This window comes from Frigoribacterium sp. Leaf415 (genome assembly GCF_001424645.1).
Lineage (GTDB): Bacteria > Actinomycetota > Actinomycetes > Actinomycetales > Microbacteriaceae > Frigoribacterium.
The window spans coordinates 3,119,357-3,141,079 of sequence record NZ_LMQR01000001.1 but is presented as its reverse complement, the minus strand read 5'-3'; the positions used below and the strand labels follow the sequence as shown (position 1 = coordinate 3,141,079).

Annotated in this window: 13 protein-coding genes; 5 read left to right on the top strand and 8 right to left on the bottom strand. The window is 72.2% G+C overall.

The window, feature by feature from the left end; translation table 11 throughout:
- The 3 genes from ASG28_RS14650 to ASG28_RS14640 form a co-directional block, all read left to right on the top strand.
- Positions 1–457: hypothetical protein (locus ASG28_RS14650; protein ID WP_235477960.1), on the top strand; the 457-nt coding region annotated here is incomplete at its 5' end.
- A gap of 337 nt (positions 458–794) precedes the next feature.
- Positions 795–3,506 carry a hypothetical protein gene (locus ASG28_RS14645; protein ID WP_055976547.1) on the top strand — a complete coding sequence of 904 codons (2,712 nt, stop codon included), beginning with the start codon at positions 795–797 and terminating at the stop codon, positions 3,504–3,506.
- 143 nt (positions 3,507–3,649) lie between these two features.
- Entirely contained in the window at positions 3,650–4,978 is a 1,329-nt protein-coding gene (locus ASG28_RS14640) for a GNAT family N-acetyltransferase (protein ID WP_055976543.1), read from the top strand.
- A 108-nt stretch (positions 4,979–5,086) separates the two neighbouring features.
- Here the strand turns inward: ASG28_RS14640 and ASG28_RS14635 are convergent, their stop codons facing one another.
- Genes ASG28_RS14635 through ASG28_RS14615 form a run of 5 tightly spaced genes read right to left on the bottom strand, consistent with a single transcriptional unit; the run spans position 5,087 to position 11,670 of the window.
- Positions 5,087–6,268, bottom strand: a complete 1,182-nt coding sequence (locus ASG28_RS14635) for a glycoside hydrolase family 1 protein (protein WP_055976541.1) — start codon at positions 6,266–6,268, stop codon at positions 5,087–5,089.
- Positions 6,269–6,303: 35 nt separating this feature from the next.
- On the bottom strand, positions 6,304–8,052 hold the full coding sequence (locus ASG28_RS14630; RefSeq protein ID WP_055976538.1) for an ABC transporter ATP-binding protein: 1,749 nt from the start codon (positions 8,050–8,052) through the stop codon (positions 6,304–6,306).
- Positions 8,049–9,008, bottom strand: coding sequence for an ABC transporter permease (locus ASG28_RS14625; protein ID WP_055976535.1), 960 nt, complete (start codon positions 9,006–9,008; stop codon positions 8,049–8,051). Before ASG28_RS14625 ends, ASG28_RS14630 begins: the two co-directional genes overlap by 4 nt.
- On the bottom strand, positions 9,005–9,985 hold the full coding sequence (locus ASG28_RS14620) for an ABC transporter permease (protein ID WP_055976530.1): 981 nt from the start codon (positions 9,983–9,985) through the stop codon (positions 9,005–9,007). Before ASG28_RS14620 ends, ASG28_RS14625 begins: the two co-directional genes overlap by 4 nt.
- Complete coding sequence (locus ASG28_RS14615; protein WP_055976527.1) at positions 9,982–11,670, bottom strand: ABC transporter substrate-binding protein; 1,689 nt, start codon at positions 11,668–11,670, stop codon at positions 9,982–9,984. The genes ASG28_RS14620 and ASG28_RS14615 overlap by 4 nt, the downstream gene beginning before the upstream one ends.
- 278 nt (positions 11,671–11,948) lie before the next feature.
- Between ASG28_RS14615 and ASG28_RS14610 the strand changes: the two genes are divergently transcribed.
- Positions 11,949–13,313, top strand: coding sequence for a globin domain-containing protein (locus ASG28_RS14610; RefSeq protein WP_055976525.1), 1,365 nt, complete (start codon positions 11,949–11,951; stop codon positions 13,311–13,313).
- 23 nt (positions 13,314–13,336) lie between these two features.
- Here the strand turns inward: ASG28_RS14610 and ASG28_RS14605 are convergent, their stop codons facing one another.
- The 3 genes from ASG28_RS14605 to ASG28_RS14595 form a co-directional block, all read right to left on the bottom strand.
- Positions 13,337–14,506 (bottom strand): LacI family DNA-binding transcriptional regulator, encoded by a 1,170-nt coding sequence (locus ASG28_RS14605; RefSeq protein ID WP_200925346.1) that lies wholly within the window; start codon positions 14,504–14,506, stop codon positions 13,337–13,339.
- 128 nt (positions 14,507–14,634) lie between these two features.
- A complete protein-coding gene (locus ASG28_RS16590; RefSeq protein ID WP_157485820.1) occupies positions 14,635–17,109 on the bottom strand; it encodes a S8 family serine peptidase in 2,475 nt (824 codons plus the stop codon).
- 96 nt (positions 17,110–17,205) lie between these two features.
- Positions 17,206–19,434, bottom strand: a complete 2,229-nt coding sequence (locus tag ASG28_RS14595) for an acyltransferase family protein (RefSeq protein ID WP_157485821.1) — start codon at positions 19,432–19,434, stop codon at positions 17,206–17,208.
- A gap of 164 nt (positions 19,435–19,598) precedes the next feature.
- On the opposite strand from ASG28_RS14595, the gene acs reads away from it, so the two are divergent.
- Positions 19,599–21,656, top strand: a complete 2,058-nt coding sequence (gene acs, locus ASG28_RS14590) for an acetate--CoA ligase (RefSeq protein WP_055976516.1) — start codon at positions 19,599–19,601, stop codon at positions 21,654–21,656.
- Positions 21,657–21,723: the final 67 nt, after the last annotated feature.

The window sequence follows — 21,723 nt, the reverse complement described above, 5'->3', positions numbered from 1 at the left end:
CACCAACCAATGGGGCACCCAGATGGGCAAAACCACCATCGGCAGCGACGGCACCTGGGCCTTCACCCGCAACCTCGGCCCCACCAACCCCGGCTACGTGCTCACCTTCACCGCGACGCTCGGCAGCGACGTGCGACAGGAGAAACTGTCGCTGACGTACGAGACGGGCGACCTCGTCGACGTGCAGATCGCCTCGCCGGTCATCCGAGACGGCGGCATCGCCGAAGCCCACCGCACCATCACCTTCCGGGGCACCGCCACGCCCTTCGCCACGGTCGTCGGCAAGAACCAGTGGGGCACGCCCTTCGGCAGCACCACGGCCTCGTCGACGGGGGCCTTCGCGTTCGACCGGTACGTCGGGCCGGTCGGAACGGTCTACCAGCTGACCTTCGAACAGACAGGTCTCGACGGAGCGACGAAGACCACCACCGGAATCGACTTCGTCACCGGACGCTGACACCACCGCACCCACACCCACACCAGGGCCGGCCCCGCTTCACGCGAGGCCGGCCCTGCATCGCACGAGGCCGGCCCACCCCCGACACCACTGACGCCACCACCCACGACCCCGACGTCCGCATCGGACGACACCCCGACGCCGGCCACGCCTGCCGCGCACGTGAGCCAGATGAAAAGGCCTCGTGCCCGCCGCCTTCGTCGTGCTCATGCTGCCGGTGAGGACGATGCGGCGCGCGTCGACTGATCCTGACGCGAGGCAGGAGGCTCCGGGCATGTCATATACAATATGCTTTCGACCGCCCCGTTCGGTCGCTCACCACCGACCGGAAGAAGACATGAAGACCCTCTCCTCGACCATGGCCGTCATCGGCCTCACGAGCCTCGCCCTCGTCGCCGCGAGCCCCGTCACGGCAACGGCGGCCCCGACGACCACCACCCCCTCCCCTCGTGCCTCCGCCCCGTCGTCGACACCGAGCACACCCGTGGTGCACGCCGTCAGCCGGTACTCGCCCGGCACGCTCGTCGTCGAGGGAACCGTGGCCGACGCCCCCGCCGGCACCCTCGTGACCGCGAGCATCGACGGCACCGGCGTCACCGAGCAGCTCGTCGAGAACGGCAGCTTCTGGCTGAGCGTGCCCGACGAGCACGCGGGGCAGGACGTCGAGATCCGGGCGTTCGTCGACGACTCGCCGAGCGCGACGACCACCGTCGACCTCGTCGAGACCGAGGACAACACCGCGTCGGAAGCGTGGCCCCTAGCCCTCGACTCCCCGGTCGCGGGCAGCCTCCTCACCGATCAGACGGCGTCGTTCGTCGGCAGCGGCATCCCCGACTCGCGGATCACGGTCACCCGCGACGCCGGACAGGGCTCGCCGGTCGTCACCCTCTGTGAAGCCCGAGTCGTCTCGTCCGGCGACTGGAGCTGCACGTCGCCGATCCCGCCCGGCGACCACGCAGCCACTGCCACCGAGGTCCCGACCTGGGCGTCGGCGGCGCGTCAGACCGCCGGCACGGCGTTCTCCGTGACCGACGAGGTGACGGCGGTGCCCCGGCCCCTGCTGCCCACCGTCTCGTCCATCACGGTGGACGAACGCGGCGACCTCGTCGTGCGTGCCGTGTCGCACGGCGCGGGCAACGCCCGCATCGTCGTCGGCGACCACAGCTGGGCCGTGCGAGCCGAGCAGGGCCGCTTCGCGTTCACCCTCGACCCCTCGTCGCTCGGGAAGACCGCCACCATCACCGGCATCCACGGGCTCACCGAGAGCCGCCCCCTCGCCGTGGCGTTGACGCCCGTCGAGGCCGCAGCCCCCTCGCCACTCACGCCGCCGACGGTGCACGGCATCTCGCAGGCCGACCCCGCCCGGAGCTTCGTGCTCGAGGCGACGACGGACTACTTCGCCGACGAGTGGGAGGTGCCGAGCGTGACCGCCTACGTCGACGGCGAACTGGCCGGTCGGCCCGTCACGAACGCCGCGGGCGCCGTCTCGCTCTTGCTGGGCGACGCCTACGCCGGCAAGTGGGTCGAGCTCGTCACGACCCGGGGCGACGAACGGTCCGAGGCCGTCGAGTTCTGGCTGGAGCCGACCGAGGGCAACACCGCCCCCGAGACGTTCCCGCTCGACGTGACCTCGATCGCCGAGGGTTCCACCGTGCCGACCGACACCCCGGTCATCACGGGCAAGGGCATCCCCGGGTCGACGATCTCGCTCACGACCGACGTCACCCGCGACGCCGCCCCCCTCCTGGCCGACGTCCTCGGTGACGGCACGTGGACGGTCGAGGTCGACGAGCCCCTCGCCGTCGGCGCCCAGACCATGACCGTCACCGAGACCCCGTACTGGTCCACCGTCGCCCCGATCACCTCGACCCGCTCCTTCACCGTCTCCGACGACGAAGGCGGCGACGAGGGCGACACCACGCAGCCCCTCACCGTCACCAGCCACACCGACGGCGACCGCTACTCCACCGGCATCGCGACGTTCGCCGGCCGCGGCACGCCCGACGCCCGCCTGACCGCCGCCAACCAGTGGGGCACGCCCATGGGTTCGACCCGCGTGGACGAGGACGGCTATCGCGACGTTCGCCGGCCGCGGCACGCCCGACGCCCGCCTGACCGCCGCCAACCAGTGGGGCACGCCCATGGGTTCGACCCGCGTGGACGAGGACGGCGACTGGAGCTTCAGCCGCAACCTCGGCCCGACCAGCGCCGGCTACGACATCACCTTCACGATGACGCCCACCACCGGTGCACCCACCCAGCTGACCCTGCACCTCGACTACCAGGCACCCACCCAGCCGCTCGCCATCACCAGCCAYGTCGACGGCCAGACCTACCACGAAGGCATCGCCCGCTTCACCGGCACAGGCACCGTCGGCGCCCAACTCGTCTCCACCAACCAATGGGGCACCCAGATGGGCAAAACCACCATCGGCAGCGACGGCACCTGGGCCTTCACCCGCAACCTCGGCCCCACCAACCCCGGCTACGTACCCAGCCGCTCGCCATCACCAGCCATGTCGACGGCCAGACCTACCACGAAGGCATCGCCCGCTTCACCGGCACAGGCACCGTCGGCGCCCAACTCGTCTCCACCAACCAATGGGGCACCCAGATGGGCAAAACCACCATCGGCAGCGACGGCACCTGGGCCTTCACCCGCAACCTCGGCCCCACCAACCCCGGCTACGTACTCACCTTCACCGCCACCCACGGCACCGACATCCAGAAGGAGACCCTGACCCTGACACACCACAAGGGCGACCTCGTCGACGTCACGATCTCCTCACCCGTCATCCGCGACGGCGGCATCACCGAAGCACACCGCACCCTCACCTTCCGCGGCACCGCCACCCCCCACGCCACCATCACCGGCAAGAACCAATGGGGCACCCCCTTCGGCACCACCACCGCCACCGCGACCGGAGCATTCGCCTTCGACCGCTACATCGGCCCCGCCGGCACCACCTACCAACTCACCTTCGAACAAACAGCCCCCGACGGCACCACGAAAACCACCACCGGAATCGACTTCGTGACAGGACACTGACACCACCACCCACCACCCACCACCCACCAGGGCCGGCCCCGCACCCGCGAGGCCGGCCCTGCCTCGCGCGGGGTGACCCGACACCGACATCACTCCTCCTCGAGACCGACGACAACGTCGGCCCCCCTCCGTAGGCTGAGCGGGTGAGCACCCTCGACGACCACTACGACCTCCGCACCTTCGCAGCCGCGCTCGATCCCGAGGCGAGCGACGACTCACCCCGGGCCGATGCGTCGACCGCCGCCTGGGTCGACGCCGAGTCGATGGGCTTCCACGAAGCAGCCGGCGACGACGCCGCCCTCGGCCGTGCCGCGCGTCGTCTCGTCGCCGACGGGCGCCGCCTCACGGGCGTCTACGGCCGCGAGGCCAACCCCGGCTCGCTCGACGCCGAGGGTCGCCCCGTCGCCACCTTCGCCTCGTTCGACAAGACCCTGCACGTCGGCGGCGGTCGCCTGATCGACGCCGACCTGGTCGCCGCCGTCACCGTGCAACCGACCCACCGTCGCAAGGGCATCCTGCGTCGCCTGATCACCGACGACCTCGCCCGCGCCAAGGCGGCCGGCACCCCGGTCGCCGCCCTCACCGCGAGCGAGGCGTCGATCTACCGCCGCTTCGGCTTCGGCGTGGGCGTCCGCGAGCGCACGATCGAGGTCGACGTCCGTCGTGCGGGGGGCCTGCTCAGCGAGCCCGAGGGCAGCACCGAGCTCGTCACCACGGCCTCGCTCGCCGAGGTCGCCCCCGAGGTCTTCGCCCGGTTCCACGTCCGCAGCCCCGGCTCGATCGACCGCCACGAGGGTGCCTGGAACCACGCGCTCGGTCGCGAGCGCGCCGACGGCACGCCCGACCCGGCCGTTCGGGCCGCAGTGCACCGCGACGCCACCGGCACCGTCGACGGCTACGTGACCTACCGGGTGGAGTCGGTCGGCGGTGGCCCGGGTGCAACCGGCACGCAGACCCTCGTCGTCGTCGACCTGGTGGCCGCCACCGACGACGCCTACCTCGGCCTCTGGCAGCTGCTGCTCGCGGTCGACCTGGTCCAGGCCGTCCGGTACTCGAACGCCCCGCAACACGACCCCCTGCCCCACGCGCTCGTCGACGGTCGCGCCCTGACCATCAGCCACGACGAGGACCACGTCTGGTTCCGCATCCTCGACCCGGTCGCCGCCCTCCAGGCACGCCCGTGGGCCGCCGACGGCGTCGTCACCATCGCCATCGGCGACGCGCTGGGCCACGCGGCCGGCACGTACCGGGTCACGAGCGAGGCAGGCGAGGCCACGGTGAAGAAGGCCGCCGTGCGCCGGGCCGACCTCGAGCTCGACGTCGCCACGCTCGGTTCGCTCTGGCTCGGCGGCTTCGACCCGGTCACGCTGGCCGCGGCCGGCCTGGTGCGCGAGCGACGCAAGGGCGCCGTCCAGAAGTTCCGCGCGATGCTGCTGCCCGATCGACCCCTGCACGGCATCACGTACTTCTAGGCCCGGCATCGGCCACGGGGCCGAGACGCAGGAGGCGCGGGTCACCCGACCCGCGCCTCCTGCGCCCCTGTGCCTTGCGCACCCGGTCGTGACATCTCGGCAGCCGGGCTAGGCCCGGGGCAGCCCGTTCGCGCGGGCGACCTCGCCGTACCAGCGGGCACTCGGCTTGGGAGTGCGCTCGAAGGTCTCGCGGTCCCAGCCGATCAGGCCGAACGTGGGGCGGAACCCGCTGGCCCACTCGTAGTTGTCGAGGGCGCTCCAGTGCTGGTAGCCGAGCACCTCGATGCCCTCGTCGATCGTGTCGTGGATGTGCTCGAGCGCCCCCTGCGTGTAGGCGATGCGACGGGTGTCGTCGGCGGTCGCGATGCCGTTCTCGGTGACCATGACGGGCACGTGGCCCGACAGCTCCCACGCGCTGCGGATGCCCTCGGCGGCGGCCGGCGGGTAGAACTCCCACCCGGTCAGCGTCGTCTCGAGCCCCTCGGCGACCGGACGCGGCCCCTCGGGCCCGACGAACGTCTGCGTGTAGGCCTGCACCCCGACGAAGTCGTCGCCGGCCGCCATCTCGCTGTACCAGTCGTCACGGACGTAGCCGTACTCGCGGGTCTTCTCGGCGGCACCGGGCTCGTCGACGGCCTTGAACGCCTGGGTCGCGACGGTCCAGCCCGACTTGATCTGGGGCAGCTGCGAGAGCACCTCGCGGCTGCGCTTGTGGGAGGCGAGCAGGGCGTCCGCGACCTCGAGGTCGGGGTTCGGCAGGCCGTAGGCGACGAGGTTCGAGGCGTCCTCTCCCCCGGCCAGCATGGCGGCGATGTTCGGCTCGTTGATCGTGCAGACGTAGTTCACGCCCTCGGCGACGACCGGCAACGCGAGCTCGGTGTAGCGCGCGAACAGGTCGGCGGCGTCGGGCGCGCGCCAGAAGCCGTCGCGCTCGAACCAGCGCGGCACGGTGAAGTGCATCAGCGTGACGATGGGCTCGATGCCGAACTCGTGGCAGGTCTCGACCATGCGGCGGTAGTGCGCGACCTGGGCCTTGCTGACCATGCCGCGCTCGGGCTCGATGCGGGCCCACTCGATGCTGAAGCGGTAGCTGTTCAGGCCGAGCTCGGCGAGCAGCCGGATGTCGTCGCGGAACCTGTTGTAGCTGTCGGCCGCGTCACCGCTCGGCTCGACGATCGTCGTGCCGGGGGCGTTCTCGTGCACCCACCAGTTGCTGTTGACGTTGTTGCCCTCGATCTGGTGGGCGGCGGTGGCGGCTCCCCACAGGAAGCCGTCGGGGAAGGTCAGCACAGGGTGGTTCCTTTCGGGTGGAGCGAGAGGGGAGGTCAGGAGGCGCGGTGCGAGCGGCGCGGGTTGGGCACCGCGTCGAGCAGCTTCACCGTGTACGGGTCGGTCGGCCGCTGCAGCACCTCGGCGGTGTGCCCCCGCTCGACCACGGCTCCCTGGTTGAGCACCATGATGTCGTCGGTGATCAGCCGGGCACTGAGCAGGTCGTGGGTGATGTAGAGCATCGAGACGCCCCACTGCTCGCGGAGGTCCTCGAGCAGGGCGAGCACGCCGGCCCGCAACGAGACGTCGAGCATCGAGACCGGCTCGTCGGCGATGATCACCTGCGGGTCGCTCGCGAGCGCCCGGGCGATCACGACGCGTTGCCGCTGTCCGCCCGACAGCTGGTGCGGCAGCTTCGCCGCGAACTGCTCGACCGGCGTCAGACCGACCGTCTCGAGCAGCTCGAGCATCCGGCGCCGCGCCTCCTGACCGGTCAGGCCGGTGTAGTTCACGACGGGGCGCGTGAGCGTGTACTCGACCGTGTGCAGCGGGTTGAGCGCGGCGTAGGGGTCCTGGAAGACCATCTGCACGTCGCTGCGGAAGCTGCGGAGCGCGCGTCCCCGGAGCTTCGTCACGTCGGTGTCGCCGAACGTGACGCTGCCGCTGGTCGGCTTCTCGACGCCGGTGACGAGCTTGGCGATCGTGCTCTTGCCCGAGCCGCTCTGCCCGACGAGGGCGAGCGACTGTCCCGGTTCGAGCGTGAACGACACGTCGCGGACGGCTCGCACGGGGTCGTCCCCCCGACGAGGAGGCGCGTAGGTCTTGCTCACGCCGCTCACGGTGATCGCGTGCTGCGCCGTGCGCTGGCCGCGCGTGGCGACGGTCGGCACTGAGGTCGTGGTGTCGACGCGGCGGTCGCCCCGGGCCCGGCGGACCGAGCGGTCCTCGAAGCCGGGCAGCGAGACGACCTCGGCCCGCGGGTCGGCGTAGTGCGACAGCAACATGCGCGTGTAGTCGTCCTGCGGGTCGGCGAGCACGTCGGCCGAGCGGCCGTCCTCGACGATGCGGCCCTCGTGCATCACGAGCACGCGCTGCGCCGACTCGAGCACGATGCCGAGGTCGTGGCTGATCAGCACGGCCGTGAAGCCCTCGCTCTGCTGCAGCGAGATGATCGTGTCCATCACGGCGTGCTGCACGAGCACGTCGAGCGCGGTGGTCGGCTCGTCGAAGACCATCAGCTGCGGCTCGAGCGACAGGGCGAGGGCGATCGAGACGCGCTGGCGCATGCCGCCGGACAGCTCGCCGGGGAACCGCGCGAGGACGCCCGGGTCGAGCTCGACCTTGGCGACCAGCTCGGCGGCGCGGGCGTGCCAGCGGTCGCGTGGCACGTGGCCGTGGGCCTTGAACACGTCGACGAAGTGGTTGCGGATCGTGCGCACCGGGTTGAGCGCGTTCATGCCCGACTGCAGCACCATCGCGAAGCCACCCTGGCGCTGCTGACGCAGGGCCTCGGTGTCGAGGTGGCGGACGTCGGCGCCGTCGAACCAGATGCTGCCGCCGTTGGTGCGCGCCGGTGGCTTCTGCAGCCGGGTCAGCGCGTAGCCGAGCGTCGACTTGCCCGAGCCGGACTCTCCGACCAGGCCGACGAACTCGCCCCGCTTCAGCTGGAACGACACGTGGTCGACGGCCTGCACCGGCTCGGCGCCGGCGCTCTCGTAGACGACGCTGAGGTCGCGGACGTCGAGCAACACGTCGTCCGAGGACGAGGAGGCGCGGTCTGCGGTGGTGAGGTCCGTGGCGGTCATGCGCGCGCCTCCTTCTTGGTTCGCTTGGCTCCGCCTTCGCGGAGGCGGGGGTTGCCGACGGCGTCGACGCCGAAGTTGATCAAGGTCAGGCTCATCGCCAGCAGGGCGATGCAGAGGCCGGGCGCGAAGAGCAGGATCCACTGGCCGGTGAGCAGGGCGTTCGAGTTCTGCGCCCAGTAGAGGATCGTGCCCCAGCTGACGATCGACGAGTCGCCGAGCCCCAGGAACTCGAGGCCGGCCTCGGCGAGGATCGCACTGGTCGCGGCACCGAAGAACGAGCCGGTGATCAGCGAGGTCATGTTGGGCAGGATCTCGCGGAACACGATGCGTCCGGCGCTCTCGCCCGAGAACCGTGCCGCCGTGACGAAGTCGCGCGATCGCAGCGACTGCGTCTGGCTGCGCAGCACGCGCGCTCCCCAGGCCCAGCCGGTGATGACGATCACCGCGAGGATCACGGTGATGCCGCCGTTCTGCAGGTAGGCCGCGATGACGATCATCAGGGGCAAACCGGGGATAACGAGGAAGAGGTTCACGATGAAGCCGACGACGTCGCCGCCGAAGCCCTTCATGTAGCCCCAGCTCAGCCCGATCGCGACGGCGACCAGCGTCGACAGCACGCCGGCCACGACGCCGACGAAGACGCTGATGCGGGCGCCGTAGATCAGCTGGCTCAGGACGTCCTCACCGGCGGCCGTGGTGCCCATCCAGTGGGCCCAGCTGGCGTCGGCGTTGCGCTCGAAGCCGTTCTCGCTGCCGCCGTAGGGGGCGAGCAGCGGGGCGAAGATCGCGACGAGCACGAAGAGGCCGAAGATGACCACGCCGATCTTCGCCTTGGGGTTCGACCAGATGGTCGCGGCCATGCGGCCGATGGTGAGCCAGCGACTGGGCGCCTTCTGCTCGGCGGGGCCGGTGGGAGGCGCGCCCTCGGGCAGGTGGACGGACACGGTGGAGGTCATCGGCGGGTCCTTGGGTCGAGCACGCCGTACAAGATGTCGACGAGGAAGTTGGCGACGAGCACGCTGACCGTGATCATCAGGAAGAGGGCCTGCATCAGCGGGTAGTCCTGGCCGATGACGGCGTTGAACAGCAGGTAGCCGATGCCGGGGTAGCCGAACACCTGCTCGACGAGGATCGAGCCGCCGACCACGCCGCCCAGGGCGAGGCCGAAGCCGGTCAGGTTCGGCAGGATCGCGTTGCGGGCGGCGTAGCGCACGGCGACCGTGCGACCCTTCAGGCCGTTGGCCTCGGCGAAGGTGACGTAGTCGTCACCCAGCGTCGAGATCATGGCGTTGCGCATGCCGAGGATCCAGCCGCCGAGGCTCGTCAGCAGGATCGTGATGGCCGGGAGCACCGCGTGCTGCAGCGCGTCGCCGACGAAGGCCGGCGTGAACCCGGGCGTCGTCGTGGCGCCATAGGCCCCCGTGGTGGGGAACCAGTGCAGCACGTAGCCCAGGAAGAACAGCAGCAACAGGGCCGTCCAGAAGTACGGGAACGTGCTCATGAAGCTGCCCGACAGGGTGGGCAGCGAGTCGAGCCAGGTGCCGCGCTTCCACGCCGCGGCGACGCCGATCAGGGTGCCGAGCACGAAGGCGATGATCGTGCAGACCCCGACGAGGATCAGCGTGAACGGCAGGGCCTGGCCGACCAGGTGGCCGACCGTCTCGGGGAAGAACGTGTAGCTCGTGCCGAAGTCGAGACGCACGACCTGGCCGAGGTAGGCGACGTACTGCTGCAGCACGTTGCCGTCCGGCACGCCGAGCTGGGCCTCGATGGCGGCACGGGTCGCCGCGCTGACCGGACCGTTCAGCGACAACTTCGCGATCGCGGCGTCGGTCGGGCTGCCGGGCATCAACCGCGGCAGGATGAAGTTCAGGGTGACCGCGGCCCACAGGGTGAGCACGAACAGGCCGAGTTTCTGGGCTGCGTACTTCACTGGTCGCCCTCTTTCTGGTCGACGCGCTTGAGCTTCGTGAAGATCAGCAGCGGTGCCTGGTCGTAGTTCTGCGGTGCCATGTACGGGTTCTCGGCGGTGGGCCAGCCGGTGAACTTCGAGTCGTTGAACAGACCCCAGAGCCCGCCGTAGTAGAGGCCGATCACGGGCAGCTGGTCGTAGACGACGTTCTGCAGCTGGTAGCTGTACTGCTTCTGCTGCTCGGGATCGGTCGTGGCCTTCCACTCGTCGAGCAACCGGTCGACCGCGGGGTCGCTGAAGCGCTCGTAGTTGGCCGCCGTGGTCTCGCCGACCGGGGTCGCGAACTGGCTGTTGAGCAGGTTGTTGTAGGCCTGGTAGACGTTCCCGTTGCCCATGCCGCCCATCGCCATGTCGAACTCGCCGTTCGCGATGGCCGACTGGTAGCCGGCCGGCTGGGGAGCCTGGATCTGCACGTCGATGCCGATCGCGCCCAACTGGCTCCGCACCTCCTGCACGGCCCGCAGCCAGTCGGTGTAGCCGTTGGCGGTGAGGATCGTGATCTTCAGCTGCTTGCCGTCGGGGCCGACCAGCTCGTCGCCCTGCTTCGTGTAGCCCGACTCGGCGAAGGCCGCGAGGGCGCCGTCGACGTCCTGCTCGAGGATGCCGGCGTTCGGGATCGACGGGTCGAGGTCGTCCTGCTGGTTGGGCAGGATGAGCCCGGTCTGACCGGCCGGCTCGAGGTACCCCTCGGTGGCGGACTCGGCGATGGGCCCGCGGTCGAGCGCCAGCGCGATGCCGCGCCGCACGTTCACGTCGTCGAACGGCGCCTTGGTGAGGTTCGGCACGAGACCGATCACGCCGCCCGGCGGGAACCAGAAGTGGTTGTCGGGGCTGGCAGCACCCCAGGTGCCCTCGACGTCGCTGATGAACGAGTACGACCAGTCGTAACCGCGCGTGACGGTGTCGAGCTGGTTGTTCGTCGCGGGCAGGATCAGGTGCCCGATCTCGATCTTGTCGGCCTGCCAGTAGGTCTCGTTCTTGTCCATCGAGTACTGCTGCGGCGAGTAGTTGCCGAGCGTGAACGGTCCGGTGCCGACCGGGTCGGGGTTGCGGAAGGTCGTGGGGTCGTCGACGTCCTTCCACAGGTGCTCGGGCACGATCGTCGTCTGGCCGATGATCTCCATCGCGGGCACGTCGTCGGTCTGCAGGTGGAAGACGACGTGGCCGCCCTCGGTCTCGATCGTGTCGATGTGCTGCCAGGCGCCCTTGAGGTCGAGCGTCGGGTTCGCCTTGATCAGGTCGAACGTGTAGACCACGTCGGCCGGGGTCATCGGCGTGCCGTCGGACCACTCGACGCCGTCGCGGATCGTCATGTCGATCGTGCGCGCGTCGGGCAGGACGGTCTCGCTCGCGAGCCAGGGCGTGATCTCGCCGTCGAGCGGGTTGATCTCGAGCAGGGGCTCGTAGATCCAGGTCGAGGCGGTGCGCTTGTTCGTGAGGAACGGGTTGAAGTTGCGCTCGAACTGCGGATTGCCCTTGTCGGCGTTGATCAGCATCGTGTCGGCCCCGATGCTGGGGTCGGGCTGGCTTCGGATCTGGATGCTGCAGCCGGTGGCCACGAGCACGGCGGCCGTGGCCGCTGCCAGGGCCGCGAGCGTGCGGAAGCGTCGGCGCGGGTGTCGCCGAGGGGGTGTCGCGTGCGTCATCGCCACGTTCTCTCATTCGTCGTCGAGGTGAGCTGCGCCCACTGTAAGCGCATACATCGCGTGGGCGCAAGCGGTCGGGCTCGGCGAGATGGCACGACGTGCCGCTCACGTCCTGACATGAGCGGCACGTCGTGACGTCTCGGGGTCGCGAACCCCGAGGGACGAGGAGGCGCGAGGTCGTTCGACGCCGAGCCAACCGTCAGGGGACGCCCGGGCCCGCACGCCAGAATCGGCGTCGGGTGCCGGTCGCGGCGCCCCGGCCGACCGGAGGGACCCGCATGGCCAGCACGACGCAGCTGCGAGCGCTCCGCGCCTCGCTGCCCGTGGTCGCCGAGCGGGCGCACGACATCGCCGACGACTTCTACCGCCGCCTGTTCGCCACCCGGCCCGACCTGCTGCGCGACCAGTTCAACCGGGGCGAGCTCGCGCAGGGGCGGCAGCAGCGCGAGCTCGCCCGCACGATCGTGGCGCTCGCGCAGGCCGTCCTCGACGCGGCCCCGGGGTCGACGCGAGGCGAGGGCGCCGACCGGCACCGCGCCTCCTCGGGGGGCCGAACGTCGGACGGGGACGCCGCCCGCCAAGCCGGGGCGCCGACCCTCGCGCCGGCGACACCCGGCGAGATCGTCTCGCGACTCGCCCAGCGGCACGCGGCGCTCGGCGTCACCCGCGACGAGTACGACCTGTTCGAGCGGCACCTCGGCGAGGCGTTCGCGGACGCCCTCGGCCCGGACTTCACGGCCGAGATCGCCGACGCCTGGGCGGCCGTCTACCGTCAGGCCCGCGACGAGATGGTGGCGACGGTCGAGGCGATCTACCGGCAGGCCGACCTCGAGCCGGGCGAGGAGTGGCGCGAGGCCCTCGTCACCGAACTCCGCGTCGAGGCCGAAGACGTGGTCGCGCTCACCCTGGTCTCGGCCGACAGCGAGGCCCTGCCCCGGTACCGCGCCGGCCAGTTCGCGTCGGTGCAGGTGCGGCTGGCCGACGGGGCCCGGCAGATCCGGCAGTACAGCCTGCGCGGCGGGCACGACGAGCAGTGGCGCATCAGCGCACGGTTGCTGCTCGGCGAACCGCCCGCGCCCGACGGCGAGGTGTCGTCGCACCTGATGCGCGAGCTGCGGGTGGGCGACGTGGTGAGCGTCTCGCCCCCGATCGGATCGCTGACGATCGACGACCTCGACGACGCCCCGCTCCTGTTCGTCTCGGCGGGCATCGGCTGCACGCCCGTGCTCGGCATGCTCGACCACCTGGCCCGCACCGAGCTCGACCGCGTCGTGACGGTGCTGCACTTCGAGCGCACGCCCGAGCGGCACGCGCACCGCGTCGAACTCGAGGCGCTGGTCGCGTCGATGCCGAACGCGACGCTGCGGGTCAGCTACACGCAGGGGTCGCTGTCGGCGCTCAGCGCTCTGGCCGAGGCGTCGATCGACGGGCCGGGCGTCTACCTCGACCCGATCGACCTGGCCCGGGTCGACCTGACCGCGTCGCACCGGGTGTTCCTGTGCGGACCGGTGCCGTTCATGGCGATCGCCCGGGCGGCCCTGATCGGCCACGGGGTCGACGCCGACCGCGTGCACTACTTCGTCTTCGGGCCGGACGACGGCAGCGTCACCGGCGCCGACACCGGGCAGGGCGGGCTCGGGTAGGGCGGGCTGGCATGGGGCGACCCTCAGAGCGCGGGGCAGCTCTCGCGCAGCAGCACCTCGACCGGCAGGGTGACCCGCTGCGGCGGCGCCCCCGGGTCGGTCAGTCGTCGCACGACCGTGCGGACGGCGATGCGGCCGAGCTCGCCCATCGGTTGGCGCACCGTGGTGAGCCGGGGCCGGGAGAAACGGCCGGCGTCGATGCCGTCGAAGCCCGTCACGAGCACCCGGCCGGGCACGTCGACGCCCTGCTCGCCGAACACGTCGAGGACGCCGAGCGCCGACTGGTCGTTCGCGCAGAGGACGGCCCGGGGCAGGTCGCCGGCCTCGAGCAGGGCCGCCGCGGCACGACGACCGCCGGCGCGGGAGAACTCGCCCGGCTCGACCCGGACCGTGACGCGCGCCCCGGCGGCGCGGTGCGCCTCGACGGCCCGGTCGAAACCGGCGTGACGGTCGAGTTCGTCGGGCGAGTCGGACGGTCCGGCGACGTAGGCGACGTCGCGCACCCCTCGCGTTCCCAGTACGAAGTCGGTCAGCGCGTGCATGCCGGCGACGTTGTCGACGCCGACGTGGTCGAGGTCGTCACCCGGTCTCGAGTCGGCGAGCACGACGACGGGGATGCGTCGTGAGACGTGCGCGAGCAGGTCGCCCGGGACCGTCTGGGCCAGCACCGCGAGCCCGTCGACCCGGCCCGCGATGTCGTTGACCATCACCTCGCGGCTCGACCCCCGGCCGGCCGCGACCATGAGGGCGAATCCGCGTCGCCAGGCCTCGACCTCGGCGCCGCGCAGCACCTCGTCGAAGTAGAGGTTGGCCGGGTTCGACCCGTGGTCGGGCGCAGGAGGCGCGGTGGGGGTCGGCACACCGCGGCCCGGGTCGACGACGGCCGACGCCTCCACCCGCTCGCGGTCGTCGATCAGCGGGATGCGCGACGCGTCCGACACCCGGGCCCAGTCGGGTTCGGGGCCGTCGATGCCGTCGTGGCCCGGCAGGAAGAGGCCGAGCACGCCCGTGCGTCGCCCGGCGAGGCCGCGGGCCGCGCCGCTCGGCACGTAGCCGAGGGCACGCACCGACTCGAGCACCCGGCTGCGGGTCTCGGGGCGCACGTCGTCGGGACGGCGCAGCACCCTCGACACCGTCGCGATCGACACGTCGGCGTGGGCGGCCACGTCGTACACGGTCGGGGCCTTGGTCACGAGAGGTCCTCCAGGCGGGCGGCGGCGGGTCGCGGACCATCCTAGGTCGGTCGGTGACCGAGGCCGGGCCGCACCTCCCGTGCCGGACGGACGACGGACCGGGCCCGACCGACGAGCGGGCCGGGCCGCTACCGGCCGTCGTCGACGAGGCGACGGCGTCCGACGGCGACGCCGACCACGCCGAACACGACGATCAAGAGCGCGGCGAGAGCGACCGGCCTCGGCTCGGAGCCCGTCCAGGCGAGAGCGGCCGAGGAGGCGCGGGCCGGGTCCGCGGCGAGCGGGCGTCCCGAGGTGCCCGCCTCGGACACGGTCCCGCCCGCCAGGGCGTCCGGGGCGGGGACCGCGGACCCCGGACCGACCGGCGGAGCCCCGGGCCCGGCCGGGACGCCGCTCTCGCCCCCCGGCACGGGAGCGGGGAGCGGGTCGACGGCGAAGAGGACGACGGGACCGGTGGCCGAGACGACGTCGTCCACCGTCCAGGTGACGGCCGAGACCTGCCAGTCCCCCTCGGCGAGGTCGGTGAACGTCGCGCGGAACGTGCCGTCCTGCTCGGCGCGGACCGTCATGGACTCGGCGGCGACACCGGCAGCAACCCGGGCAGGCGCCGGGACGTCCGCTGCGGGCTCGACGGTGACGGCGACGCGGGCGGAGTCGATCGAGGTGCCCGCGACGGCCACGGCCTGCCCCGAGGGCAGACGCGCGCCGACGGCGGGTGAGGTGATGACCGGGCCGGCCAGCGCCTCCTGCACCTCGACGTCGACGACCGCGCTCGAACCCGACGACCCGACCACGGCGAACGACAGGGGACCCGGCGCGGTGCCGGGCGAGAGCCGGACGGGCAATTGGACCCGCCCACGCTCGTCGGCGACGGTCGACGTCGACTCGTCGAACGCGTCGCCCTCGGCCCGGACCGTCTCGCCGGGCACGAAGCCGGTGCCGCGCAGGGTGGCCGCCGCGCCCGCTCGCAGCGTGCCGTCGGGGGCGACGACGACCGGGCCCCGCCCGAGATCCTCGGTCACGGCGACGAAGGCGTCGACCATGCCGGCGCCGAAGTACTCGGCCGGGGTCTCGCCACCGGCCTGACGGGCGAGCAGGTCACGCAGCTCGGCCGGGGTCGCGTCCGGGTGCACGCTCGCCAGCAGGGCTGCGACCCCGGCCACGTGCGGAGCCGCCATGGAGGTCCCGCTGAGGGCGGCGAACCCGCCACCGGGGACCGTGCTGAGCACGGCGGACCCGGGGGCCGTCAGGTCGACGACGCCGGCCCCGTAGTTCGAGAACCGGGACTTCTCGATCGAGCCCCCGGTGCCCTGCTGGGCAGACGAGACGGTGACGACGCCGTCGACCTCGGCGGGCAGCTGCGCGCACCCCGACGAGACGTCGCGACCCGGCTGCGGGGTCGTGTCGTTCGGGCTGAGCGAGTCGGTCGTCTTGTGGGCGAGATCGACGGCGACGGCACCGGTCGCGGCGTTGCCTGCGGCCGCCACGTCGAGGACGCCCTCGTGCTGGGACCAGGCGACGGCCCGCGCGACCGCCTCGAGGGCCGGGGCCTGGTCGGAGTCGGCCGAGCACCAAGCGGCCCACGGGTCGACGAAGAAGCTGGCGTTCGTCACGTCCATCTGCTGCTGCGCCGCCCACATGTAGCCGCAGACCGCGTACTCGGGGTAGATGAAGCCGTCCGCGTCGACGACCTTGACGCTGGCCAGCCGCACGCCCGGGGCGACGCCGACGATGCCCCGGCCGTCGTCGGCCGCGGCGATGATGCCGGCCACGTGGGTGCCGTGCTCGCGGGTGCTCGTCGCGGCGTCGGGAGACGGCGCCCAGGCAGCAGGGGCGGTGTCGGCGACGCCGTCCACGCTGCAGCCCACCGAGGCGGCCGGGTCGACCTGGGAGGCGAGGTCGGGGTGCGTCGCGTCGATCCCGCTGTCGAGCACGCCGACCAACACGTCGGGACTGCCGGGCTGCACCGCTCGCGCCTCGGCGGCGTGCACGGCCTGGTCGTTCCACCCTCGTTCTTCGGCGGGGTCGGCGACGTCGGCGGCCTGCGTCGTCGCGCGCGCCGTCGCCGTGGTCGCGTCGACCGCCTGCTCGACCAGGCCGGTCGACTGGACGCCGCCCGTGTCGGCCGCGGACGTCGTGCGGACGGCGGCCGTGCGGGTCGGCCCGGCGGACTCGACGGCCGAGGAGGCGCGGACCTTCTCGGCGAAGTCGGTGACGGTCGACCGGGCGGTCACCACCCCGATCTCGGCCCAGGTCTCGAGGACGGTGCCGCCCGCGGCGATCACGGCGGCCGAGGCCGCCTCGGTCGTGACGGCGCCGGGCTCGGCGTTGACGACGTAGTTCATGGCGCCGGTGACGGCCGAGGGCGAGGGCGAGGGCGAGGCGGTCGACGCCGCGGCGTCCGGGGTGCCGGTCGAGACCGGCGCCGACGGTTCGAGGGTGGGCTCCGCCGGGGTGGCCGTGGCCGAGGCAGGGTCCGCGGCGCCGGCGGCGTCGGCGGCGAAGGCGGTGACCGGTGCGAGCACGAGGGCTGCCGCGAGCGCCGCGCCCACCAGCACACCGGTCGACCGGCGGGCGGAAGGGCGTCGGCGGGTGCTGGTCACCAGGCCACGATAGGCGGCGTCGAGTCACGACAGGGTCACGATCGTGCCGAGCGACGGACGCGATCGCGGGCACGCCGGCCCGTGCCCGACCGGGTGTCACGGAGCCGGATCGCCTCCCGTCTCGAAGACGAGCTCGCGCAACACGGGGGCGAGCTTCTCGTCGAACGCCCCGGTGAAGTGGGTGAAGTCCCGCTTCACCGGCACCCCGTCGACGAACGCCGGGCAGAGCCCGTCGACGCAGAGGAAACGCGACGTGTCGACGACGGAGCCGCCCAGGGCCTCCATCGTCTTCTGCGTCTCGACGAGGTTGGCGGCGTGATCCGACGACACGGACGAGATGCAGTCGACGGGCGAACCACCCGGGCGGTAGCAGTCGTCGAGCGACCGGTGGGCCGGCGGGGGCGTGACGAACACGGTGCTCGTCGCGGCGCCGCCGAGCGACTCGAGCTGGCGCTGCAGCGCCTCGGCGTACTCGCGCGGGGTGACGGGTGCGCCGGTGTCGGCGTGTTCGAAGGGGACGAAGGAGTTCGTGACGACGAGCACGTCGGGCACCTCCTCGACGATCGTCCGGACGGCGTCGACCTGATGGGTGGAGCAGTTCTCGGGGTCGGCCTTCTGGGTGACGGCGAGATCGACGAAGGGGCAGCCGAACATGGGCAGCGCGACCAGACGCCACCCGCTGTCGTCCGATTCGACCACGTCGACCAGGGCGTCGAGCTCGGCCGCCGCCGTCGAGTCCCCCACGAGGACGACCGTCTTGTCACCGGTGCCGAAGGTGCACTCGGCGCGCGGCAGGGGCAGATCGACGCGCCCGCAGTCGTTGTGCGCGCCGAACGGCATGGTGTCGCCCGGGTCGGGGGTGAGCGACGGCCACGAGGTCGCCGCGAGTGCGGACCGGACCGACTCGACCATCGCCCCCTCGGCCGCGCCGACCGGAGCGGCACCGCCGCCTGACGCCCCGGCCTCGACGGAGGCCCCGAGGTCCGTGCCACCGGCGACGGGCGGGAGCACGGGCGGCACCGCCACGGGCCGGACCGAGACCACGGCGGCCACCACCATGACGACGGCCAGCATGCCGAGGCCCCCGATGGCGGCTCGACCCGCGGACGGCGCCTGATCGTCGGCCCAGCGACGCCACAGCCGACGACGACCCTCGCCCCGTCGCGGGGCGAGCAGGGGCGACGAGATGAAGGGCTTCTCGACGAGGTGATGACCCACCACGGCGAAGCCGAGCGACAGGGGGTAGGCCAGCAGCTCGCCCTCGGGCAGGACCGCACGGATCATGACCACGATCGGGAAGTGCCAGAGGTAGAGCGAGTAGCTGATCGCGCCCAGGTAGTCGGTGACCCGGTTCGCGAGGGGCGCCGGCGCGACGGCACCGGGCACGCCGCCGCCCACGACGACCGCCAGGGTGGCGACCACCGGCAGGGCTGCCCACGGGCCCGGGAACGCGGTCTGCCCGTCGACGACCACGACGCTCGCCAGGATGCCGACGAGGCCGAGCCAACCGAGCGTCGTGCCGACCCCCCGGTGCAGCCGTCGGGTGAGCGGAACGGCCAGGGCCGCGAGGCCGCCGAGCCCGAGTTCCCAGACCCGGGTCAGCGTCGAGAAGTAGGCACCCGTCGGGTCGGCCGCCGTGTCGACCACGGCCCAGACGAACGAGGCGGCGCAGAGGAGGGTGATCACGGCCGCGAGCACGAGCCGCCTGCCCGGCCCCGTGTCCCCCGCGTCGGAGACGGGCGCAGGGTGCCCGGCACGCCGGAGACCGAAGCCGAGGACGACGATCACGAGGAGCGGCCAGAACGCGTAGAACTGCTCTTCGACCGAGAGCGACCAGAGGTGCTGGAACGCCGAGACGGGCCCGTCGGCGGTGAAGTAGTCGGTGCCCACGGCGGCGAAGTGCCAGTTGGCCACGAAGGCGAGAGAGTAGAGGGCATCGACCCCGAGCCCGACGACGCGTCGGTCGGGCAGGAGGACCGTCGCGGCGAGCAGGGTCGTGGCGACGACGACGAGCGCCGCCGGCATCAGGCGTCGGACCCGGCGCCGGTAGAAGTCGGCCAGCGAGATGCGGCCGGTCCGAGCGTGCTCACGGAGCAACAACCCGGTGATCAGGAAGCCCGAGATGACGAAGAAGACGTCGACACCTACGAACCCGCCGCGCGGCCAGCCGGAGACGTGCTCGAGCACGACCGCGACGACGGCGACGGCCCTCAAGCCCTGGACGTCACGCCGGAAGCCCGTCGAGCCGCCACCCGTCGAGGGAGGACCGCCCCGACGCGACGACGAGGGGGCGGACAGTGGACGGTGCAGGGTCGAGTCGGACATGTTCTCTTCTCGGGTCGGGATCACGTGACATACAAATATCTCACGTCGAATGCCGAACGACAAGGGGCCCGTCACTCGCCCTCAGCACCGGCACGGTCCCCGCGCGTTACGCAGAGTTGCCCCGCGGCGCCCGTCGCCGACGGGCCGCCCGTAGCGTGGGACGCATGGCCACCAGCGACACCATCTCGAACCTGCTCGACGAGCGACGGACCTTCGCCGCGCCTCCTGCGCTCGTCGAGGGGGCCAACGTCACGTCCGCCGAACACGCGCGAGCGGCCGCCGACCCCGTCGCGTTCTGGGCCGAGGCGTCGCAACGGCTCGACTGGCACACGCCGTGGACGGTCGCCCACACCTGGAAGCCCGTCACCGAGGGGCCGGGGGGCGAGCTCACGGTGCCCGAGGCGACCTGGTTCGCCGACGGCACGCTCAACGTCGCCGTCAACTGCGTCGACCGGCACGTCGACGCCGGCCTCGGCGACAAGGTCGCCCTGCACGTCGAGGGCGAACCGGGCGACCGCCGCGACATCACGTACGCCCAGCTGGAACGCGAGGTCGTGAAGGCCGCGAACGGCCTGCGCTCGCTGGGCGTCGGCCGGGGCGACCGGGTCGTCGTCTACCTGCCGGTGATCGCCGAGACGATCGTCGTGACGCTCGCCATCGCGCGTCTCGGCGCGATCCACTCGCTGGTCTTCGGAGGCTTCTCGGGCGAGGCGCTGAAGTTCCGCGTCGAGGACACCCGCGCCAAGCTGTTGGTCACGACCGACGGGCAGTTCCGTCGTGGGGCCGCGGTGCCGGTCAAGGCGAACGCCGACCACGCGGTCGGCGGCGACAACGAGATCGAGCACGTGCTCGTCGTGCGGCGCACCGGTGAGCAGACGCCCGACGTGCCGTGGACGGACGGCCGCGACCTGTGGTGGCACGACGTCGTCGACCCGCAACCCGACACCGACGAGCCCGAGTACTTCGGGGCCGAGACGCCGCTGTTCATCATGTACACGAGCGGCACCACCGGGAAGCCCAAGGGGCTCGTGCACACGAGCGGCGGCTACCTGACGCAGGCGAACTGGACCCACTGGGCCGTCTTCGACGCCAAGCCCGACGACGTGCACTGGTGCACCGCCGACCTCGCCTGGGTGACGGCGCACACCTACGAGATCTACGGCCCGCTGTCGAACGGCCTGACCCAGGTGATCTACGAGGGCACGCCCGACACCCCCCACCCGGCCCGGCACCTCGAGATCATCGAGCGCTACGGCGTGACCACCTACTACACGGCGCCGACGCTGGTGCGGACGCTGTCGTCGTGGTTCCCCGACGGGCTGCCCGACACCCACGACCTGTCGTCGCTGCGCCTGCTCGGCACGGTCGGCGAGGCCATCAACCCCGAAGCGTGGGTCTGGTTCCACGAGCAGTTCGGCCGGGGCGAGTGCCCGATCGTCGACACCTGGTGGCAGTCCGAGACGGGGGCCGCCGTCATGGCCCCGCTGCCCGGGGCCGACACCCTCAAGCCGGGCTCGTCGCTGCGGGCCCTGCCCGGGCTCTCGACCGCCGTGGTCGACGACGCCGGCGAGCGCGTCCCGAACGGCAGCGGCGGCTACCTCGTGGTGCAGCAGACCGGGCCCGCGCTCGCCCGCACGGTCTGGGGTAACCCCGAGCGGTACCGCGACAGCTACTGGGCGACGTACTGGCGGCAGGGCTGGTTCTTCTCGGGCGACGGCGCGAAGTACGACGCCGACGGCGACATCTGGGTGCTCGGCCGGGTCGACGACGTCATCAACGTGTCGGGGCACCGCCTGTCGACCATCGAGATCGAGTCGTCGCTCGTGTCGCACCCGGCCGTCGCCGAGGCGGCCGTCGTCGGTGTGACCGACGAGCGCACCGGCCAGGCGATCGCCGCGTTCGTCGTGCCGTCGACGCGACCGGCAGGAGGCGCGGTGCGAGACGCCGGTGACGCCGCCGAGGCGTCGGTGTGGGCTCCGCTCGCGGGGTCGCTGTCCCCCGTGCTGCGCGCCCACGTGGCCGACCAGATCGGCCCCATCGCCAAGCCCTCGACCGTGCTCGTGGTGCCCGACCTGCCCAAGACCCGCTCGGGCAAGATCATGCGGCGGCTGCTGGCCGACATCGTCGACGGCCGGCCCCTGGGCGACACGACGAGCCTGCAGGACGAGACCGTGCCCGGCCGGGTGGCGGCGATCCTCGCGGAGGCGACCCGCGCCTCCTGACGTCGGGAATCACGCGGGGGCGGGCGGAGTTGTCGTGTCCGTGGCTCGACGTCGCGCCCACCCCCTT

Bases quoted from the DNA above. Each gene is read 5' to 3' on its own strand.
- ASG28_RS14610 (WP_055976525.1), top strand. From the start codon at position 11,949: ATGGCCAGCACGACGCAGCTGCGAGCGCTCCGCGCCTCGCTGCCCGTG.
- ASG28_RS14630 (WP_055976538.1), bottom strand. From the start codon at position 8,052: ATGACCGCCACGGACCTCACCACCGCAGACCGCGCCTCCTCGTCCTCG.
- ASG28_RS14615 (WP_055976527.1), bottom strand. From the start codon at position 11,670: ATGACGCACGCGACACCCCCTCGGCGACACCCGCGCCGACGCTTCCGC.
- ASG28_RS14595 (WP_157485821.1), bottom strand. From the start codon at position 19,434: ATGTCCGACTCGACCCTGCACCGTCCACTGTCCGCCCCCTCGTCGTCG.
- ASG28_RS14625 (WP_055976535.1), bottom strand. From the start codon at position 9,008: ATGACCTCCACCGTGTCCGTCCACCTGCCCGAGGGCGCGCCTCCCACC.
- acs (WP_055976516.1), top strand. From the start codon at position 19,599: ATGGCCACCAGCGACACCATCTCGAACCTGCTCGACGAGCGACGGACC.